This window comes from Petrachloros mirabilis (assembly GCF_975968855.1).
This window is the reverse complement of record NZ_CDLUDY010000172.1, coordinates 1-6,049: the sequence shown is the minus strand read 5'-3', so window position 1 is coordinate 6,049 and position 6,049 is coordinate 1. Positions and strand designations below refer to the sequence as shown.

The 6,049-nt window shown below is 55.9% G+C and carries 6 protein-coding genes, 1 pseudogene and 1 riboswitch; of the genes and pseudogenes, 2 read left to right on the top strand and 5 right to left on the bottom strand.

What is annotated here, in order from left to right:
- Positions 1-225: hypothetical protein (locus tag ACWVCN_RS07065; RefSeq protein ID WP_455244855.1), on the top strand; the 225-nt coding region annotated here is incomplete at its 5' end.
- A gap of 6 nt (positions 226-231) precedes the next feature.
- Here ACWVCN_RS07065 and ygfZ read toward each other — a convergent pair.
- The 5 genes and pseudogenes from ygfZ to thiC all read right to left on the bottom strand — a co-directional run.
- Positions 232-1,326, bottom strand: coding sequence for a CAF17-like 4Fe-4S cluster assembly/insertion protein YgfZ (gene ygfZ / locus ACWVCN_RS07060; RefSeq protein WP_455244854.1), 1,095 nt, complete (start codon positions 1,324-1,326; stop codon positions 232-234).
- 86 nt (positions 1,327-1,412) lie between these two features.
- Positions 1,413-1,799, bottom strand: coding sequence for a hypothetical protein (locus tag ACWVCN_RS07055; RefSeq protein ID WP_455244853.1), 387 nt, complete (start codon positions 1,797-1,799; stop codon positions 1,413-1,415).
- Positions 1,800-1,886: 87 nt separating this feature from the next.
- A complete protein-coding gene (locus tag ACWVCN_RS07050) occupies positions 1,887-2,402 on the bottom strand; it encodes a tetratricopeptide repeat protein (protein ID WP_455244852.1) in 516 nt (171 codons plus the stop codon).
- A gap of 108 nt (positions 2,403-2,510) precedes the next feature.
- The gene (locus ACWVCN_RS07045; RefSeq protein ID WP_455244851.1) at positions 2,511-3,311 is read right to left on the bottom strand and encodes a sulfide-dependent adenosine diphosphate thiazole synthase; all 801 of its coding nucleotides are present in this window, start codon (positions 3,309-3,311) and stop codon (positions 2,511-2,513) included.
- A 114-nt stretch (positions 3,312-3,425) separates the two neighbouring features.
- Positions 3,426-5,228 (bottom strand): annotated as a pseudogene (gene thiC / locus ACWVCN_RS07040) (phosphomethylpyrimidine synthase ThiC); the annotation flags it as partial.
- A gap of 89 nt (positions 5,229-5,317) precedes the next feature.
- A riboswitch (TPP riboswitch) is annotated at positions 5,318-5,420 on the bottom strand.
- A 277-nt stretch (positions 5,421-5,697) separates the two neighbouring features.
- Between thiC and nadA the strand changes: the two are divergent.
- On the top strand, positions 5,698-6,049 hold a 352-nt coding region (gene nadA / locus ACWVCN_RS07035; RefSeq protein WP_455244856.1), incomplete at its 3' end, for a quinolinate synthase NadA.

The following is a 6,049-nucleotide window of genomic DNA, read 5'->3' as shown; positions in this document are numbered from 1 at the left end:
TCCTATTTCCGGTACGACATCGTCTCGGTAGGGCAGCTCGATAAAGTCCAGGTGATCGATGCGATGTGGGACAACAAGGAGAAGCGTCGGGAAGAACCGTTCCTCAGCCTGCGCCTGATGCACGGCGAAGAAGCGCATCTCCTGCTGGCGCTGGAAGATGACGAACGCACCAGCCTGCTGGCGTTTGCGAAGGCGGTATCTGCGGCGAGAAATCCCGAGAAGTAGGCTCTGCTAGGAACGATTGTAGAAGGGAAGCGCTTTCACGGTTACGGGCAGGCGCATTCCGTCAACGTCAACGGTCAATTCTGTGTCGGGCGCGGTAAAGTCACGCAGCGGGAATGCAAAAGCGATCGGTGCATTGAGCTGTGGGGAGAATGTGGCGCTGCTGACCCAGCCCACTTCGCGCTCGCCGCTGAAGAGTTTGGCGCCGTGAGGCGGAATTGACTGATCCTTCATGACTAGCCCCACCATTTTCCGCCGGACGCTGCCATAGGTATCCATCCGGGCCACGACTTCCTGCCCTGGATAGCACCCTTTGCTTAAGCTGAAAGCCTTGGCTTCGAGATTCGCTTCCGGCGGAACGATTTCTTCGTTCAAATCGGGCCCGGCTTTGGGAATACCGGCTTCCACGCGCAGGGCTTCACGGGCCTCGCTGCCGAATGGCTTGATCCCATGAGGCTTCCCGGCCTCTATCACTCGTTCCCAGGCGGGTACAAGCCCATCGGCCGGGATCAGGATTTCAATATCCTGCTCCCCGGTTTCTTCCGTGCGAATGACGAGCGCATTCTGACCGCCGATCGTTGCTTCGATAAAATTAACCGGCTTGAGGTCTTCGACATCTGTTCCAAAGGCTGCTTTAACAACGAGATTGGCCTTGGGGCCGCTGATGAGGAGCAGCCCCCAACTCTCCACGCAGTTCTCCATTTTGGCTTTCGTCCCATAGAGGAGAAACTTCCTGAGGGCTGAATAAGTTGCATCGCCGATCTCCCCCACGTCTTCCAGCATCACCGCATCGGCCTGCATGTAGACCCGGAAGTACGTCAGCATCTTTCCCTTGTGTGTGAGGAAGCTGGAGTAGCAGCCTTGTCCCCGTTGCAAGGGGAGAATGTCGTTGCTGATCACACTCTGGAGCCATTTCACTCGGTCTTCCCCTGTCACACGAGCCTTTCCTCGGTGCGAGAGATCGGCAAGACCGACTGATTGTCGCACGGCTCGATGTTCCGCCTCGACATCACCGTAGTGTAGGGGTACGTTCCATCCGGTAACTTCTTCGAAGGAGGCTCCCTGCCTCTTGTGATGTTCGTGTAACCGTGACTGTTTCATCATGAAATTCTCAATGCATAGTGCTCAATGTTGGTTCGCCGGATAGGACTTGGGGATACAACCTGATCCTCGGTTCAATTGGACATTCATCATTGTGCATCGAGCATTACTTCCTCGACGAGGTCTTTCGTGCGGGCTGAGAACTCGTTTCGGGAGACGATCTTGGTCACCCCCAGGGCCTTGGCCCGGTTCCACGTGTCAACCTCCTCGTGATTCGCGAAGGCGAGGGTAGGGATCGTCTTCAATTGCGGATCAGCCTTGATCGTCTCCAGGGCATGAAATGCGTTGAGAGTTTCGTCATTCATATTAAAGATGATGGCTGAAGGCGAAAGGTCCCTTGTTTTGTTGGTGATGTCTTCCTGTGTCCTGGCCCGTTCGAGTTTGTAGCCTTTCGGCAAGAGCGCGTCGCGCACTTTCGTATAGAAGAAAATGTCTGTCACGGCGACCAATATAGTCTTCGTATCCGATTGGAACATAGAAAGAAAGTTTTTAATTCTTAGTTTTGCGTTTTTAGTTGTCCGCGAGCTGCCTCAATACTGACAACTCAACATTCAAAGCCAGGCTCAGTTCAACATGCTGATGAGCCGGCCGAGGGACTTTTTGGCCAATGTGTATTCAGGGTTGAGCGTCAGGGCCTGTTTGTAGGAGCTGATTGCGTCTGTCCAGTTTCCCTTCTTTTCATAGACCCTGCCCAGATTCAAATGAGGGAACGCCGGACTTTCGTACCGCCTGGCCTCCATGGCCCGCTTGAACCAGGGGATCGCCTCATCCAGTTCGCCTTTTTCGATCAAGTAGGCCCCAATGTCGTTATAAGGATTCCCGAAGTCAGGGTCGCGCTCGATCGCCCGATGGCATTCCTCGATCGCGTCGTTCAACCGTCCCATAAAGCTGTAGGTCCAGCCCAGAAAGGTATGGGCCTCGGCTGTCGGATGTGCGGCCAACGACTGTTTATAAAGCGAAACAGCTTCCTCCAACTCGCCCTTCATCTGCTGTTCATAGGCTTGCTGGAACAAGGTCCATGCTTCGCGCTTGTCTTCCTCGCGACCTTCGCCTTGAATTAAGAAATCTTGTACGTCCATTTCCCTCACTTCGTCCCATTGGCAGGATGGCGGGCGATGGTCTCAACTGCGCGCGTCCAACGAGGGCCTTCTGAGGCCGCGCGTTGCGCGAGCAAAGAGACCACCCCGCTATTCCTGTTTCAGTTTCTTTTTAATCAGTTCCGCACCGTACCGGCCGGACAACAACATTGAGCCGAAAGCCGGGCCCATGCGTGGAGTCCCGTGCACGGCCGCGACAGCCAGGCCGACGACGAAGCAATTCGGATAAACTTCCCCTGTGTGATCCATCACATCTTCTTCGGAACGGGAAACCCACATCGCACCGTTTCCGGGGACTTCTGTGTAGAGGTTCCGTTTATGTAACAAGTTAACCACGACAGCATCGTGTCCTGTGGCATCGACGACGATCTTGCTTTCCAATGCAATCGGATCAACGTGGATGATGTCGTGTCCGGCCATTTCTGCCGTTGTATTGTTGACGACGACGCCTTCGAGTATCCCGTCTCGCCGGAGGATCAAATCGACGACGCGCGTGAGGTTCAGGACTCTGGCGCCGGCTCCATAAGCAGCCGCGATGAGGGCGCCGGTCGCATGGGGAGGATCGACGATGTACATGCCCTCGCAGTCCTTAACCTTCTTGCACGGGACACCGACTTCGTCGAGGATCTTGTGAGCCGGGGCGCAGATCGTAGCCTTGTTCATGAGGTAGCCGCCGTGCCAAAAGCCGCCGCCGAGCGCGAGGCTCTGTTCGACGATGACGGTGCGGAAACCCATGTCGGCCAAGTCGTGCGCGCAGATCAATCCGGATGGCCCGGCACCCACGATGATCACGTCGCTCTCGATCAGTTGATCGAATTCTTTGTGCCACTCGCGCGCGATTTGTCTGGTGATGTCACGCTCACGTAACGGTGCTGGTTTTGGCTTAGCCATACAATGCTCCTACCGGTAGATCTCAGCTCCGGTCTTCTTGAATTCTTCCGCTTTTTCTTTCATGCCGATTTGAATCGCCTGTTGGTCGTTTACCTGCTTGCTCGCGGCATAGTCGCGCACGTCCTGCGTGATCTTCATCGAGCAGAAATGCGGGCCGCACATGGAACAGAAATGCGAGACCTTTGCTGCGTTGTCGGGGAGCGTCTCGTCGTGGAATTGCTTGGCGGTGTCCGGATCGAGTGAGAGATGGAACTGGTCTTCCCAGCGGAACTCGAAACGGGCTTTTGAGAGGGCGTTGTCGCGAATCTGTGCGCCGGGATGGCCCTTGGCCAAGTCCGCCGCATGAGCGGCAATCTTGTAGGTAATGACGCCGGCCTTGACATCTTCGCGGTCGGGCAATCCAAGATGCTCCTTCGGCGTGACATAACAGAGCATGGCACAGCCGTACCACCCGATCATCGCGGCGCCGATTCCGGAGGTGATGTGGTCATAGCCCGGCGCTATATCGGTCGTGAGAGGGCCGAGGGTATAGAACGGCGCTTCGTGACATTCTTTGAGTTGTTTCTCCATGTTGACCTGGATCATGTGCATCGGCACGTGCCCGGGGCCTTCGATCATGACTTGCACGTCGTGCTTCCAGGCAATCTTCGTCAACTCGCCCAGTGTCTCCAGTTCGGCGAATTGGCCTTCGTCGTTTGCGTCGGCGATTGAGCCGGGGCGCAAACCATCGCCCAGGCTGAAGGAGACGTCGTAGGCTTTCATGATCTCGCAGATCTCTTCGAAATGGGCATAGGCAAAGTTCTCTTCGTGGTGCGCGAGGCACCACTTGGCATGAATGGATCCGCCGCGTGAGACGATACCGGTCATCCTCTTCGCTGTCATTGGGACGTATGCCAGCCGCACGCCGGCATGGATCGTAAAGTAATCGACGCCTTGCTCGGCCTGTTCGATCAAGGTGTCGCGGAAAATCTCCCAGGTGAGGTCTTCGGCCTTGCCCCCGACCTTTTCAAGCGCCTGATAGATCGGAACGGTTCCGATGGGCACGGGCGAATTGCGGATGATCCATTCCCTGGTTTCGTGGATGTTTTTCCCGGTTGAAAGATCCATGACCGTGTCAGCGCCCCATCGGATCGACCAGATCATCTTCTCGACTTCTTCTTCAATCGAAGATGCGACGGCGGAGTTGCCGATGTTCGAATTGATTTTCACCAGGAAGTTGCGTCCGATGATCATCGGTTCGCTTTCCGGGTGATTGATGTTTGCCGGAATGATTGCGCGGCCCCTTGCAACTTCGTCTCGCACGAATTCGGGCGTGATGGTGTTGGGGATATTAGCACCCCATGATTGACCAGGATGCTGTGCCACGCCGCCTCCGTGGCCGTTGCGGAAGGCTAGTTCACGTGCGACTTCGCGGGATTGGTTCTCCCGGATCGCAATAAATTCCATTTCCGGGGTAACAATGCCCTTGCGGGCATAGTGAATCTGGGTGACGTTGTGACCGGCCTTCGCGCGCAACGGCTTACGGATATGTTGAAAGCGCAGGTCGGTAAGGTTCGGATCGATCGCGCGCATACGGCCATAATGGGAGGTGACATCGGGGAGCTGCTCCACGTCGCCACGCGAGAGAATCCAGTCGCGCCGAAGAGCGGCCAGGCCTTTGCGTACATCGACGCTTACCGAGGGGTCTGTGTAGGGACCTGATGTGTCGTAGACGGTGATCGGCTCGTTCGGGGTCGGTGGCCCACCATTCATCGGTTTGGTCGGCGAGAGGCTGATCTCTCTCATCGGTACCTTAACGCCGGGGTGCGCTCCCGCGACATACACTTTCTTTGACGCGGGAAAGGGCTCCGTCGTCAGTGCCGCCGACGTTGTTTCCTTTTCCCCATTGGCCTGGATGGTTGAAGTGTCGCTTGTCATAAGGAGATCCTTTCTCCTGAATGTCATTGTCTCGTTGCCAGCAATAAAAAAGCCGCGACCCGGAGTAGGGTGCGGCCAAGAGCGTTCGATCTGCGCTTATTCCGCTTCCCTACGCTGGTATTACCCAGGTCAGGTTCTGAGGGTCGTCCGATTTCTCAGACTCTCAGCCTTATGGCCCCCCTAGCTATGCGTGAAATCGTAATCGCCACCTGGCACGAAGTCAACGGGTTATTAGGCCTAGCTGAGTTCAATCTGTGTAGACCATAGGGGGCTAGGACTTCTTCTCGGCACCGGTTTCATTGATTGTGCCAGGGGCCTATCGTAGAATGACCGTCTACAGGATTTTCACGAGGTTATGTTGAGTATGCAATCGACGCTTCCCAAGTCCATCACAGAATATCAGCAGTTGTCGGCGGACGAACTCTTCCGACGGACGGTTGAGGCGAAGAAGGCCTTGGGCGAGCGTGTCATGATACTCGGACACAATTATCAACGGGACGAAGTCATAGAACACGCGGATTTCCGAGGAGATTCGCTCTTGCTTTCGAAACTGGCTGCCGAACGGTCGGAACGTCCATATATCGTATTCTGCGGTGTGCACTTCATGGCGGAGACGGCCGATATCCTGAGCCGGTCGAACCAGACAGTCATTCTGCCGGACATGGCCGCTGGTTGTTCCATGGCTGACATGGCGGCGATCGAACAGGTAGATCAATGCTGGGAAACTCTGGGACGCATTGTGCCGGTAGAAGAAACCGTGATGCCGGCGGTTTATGTGAACTCAGCCGCGGTGCTGAAGGCGTTTTGCGGCGAGCACGGCG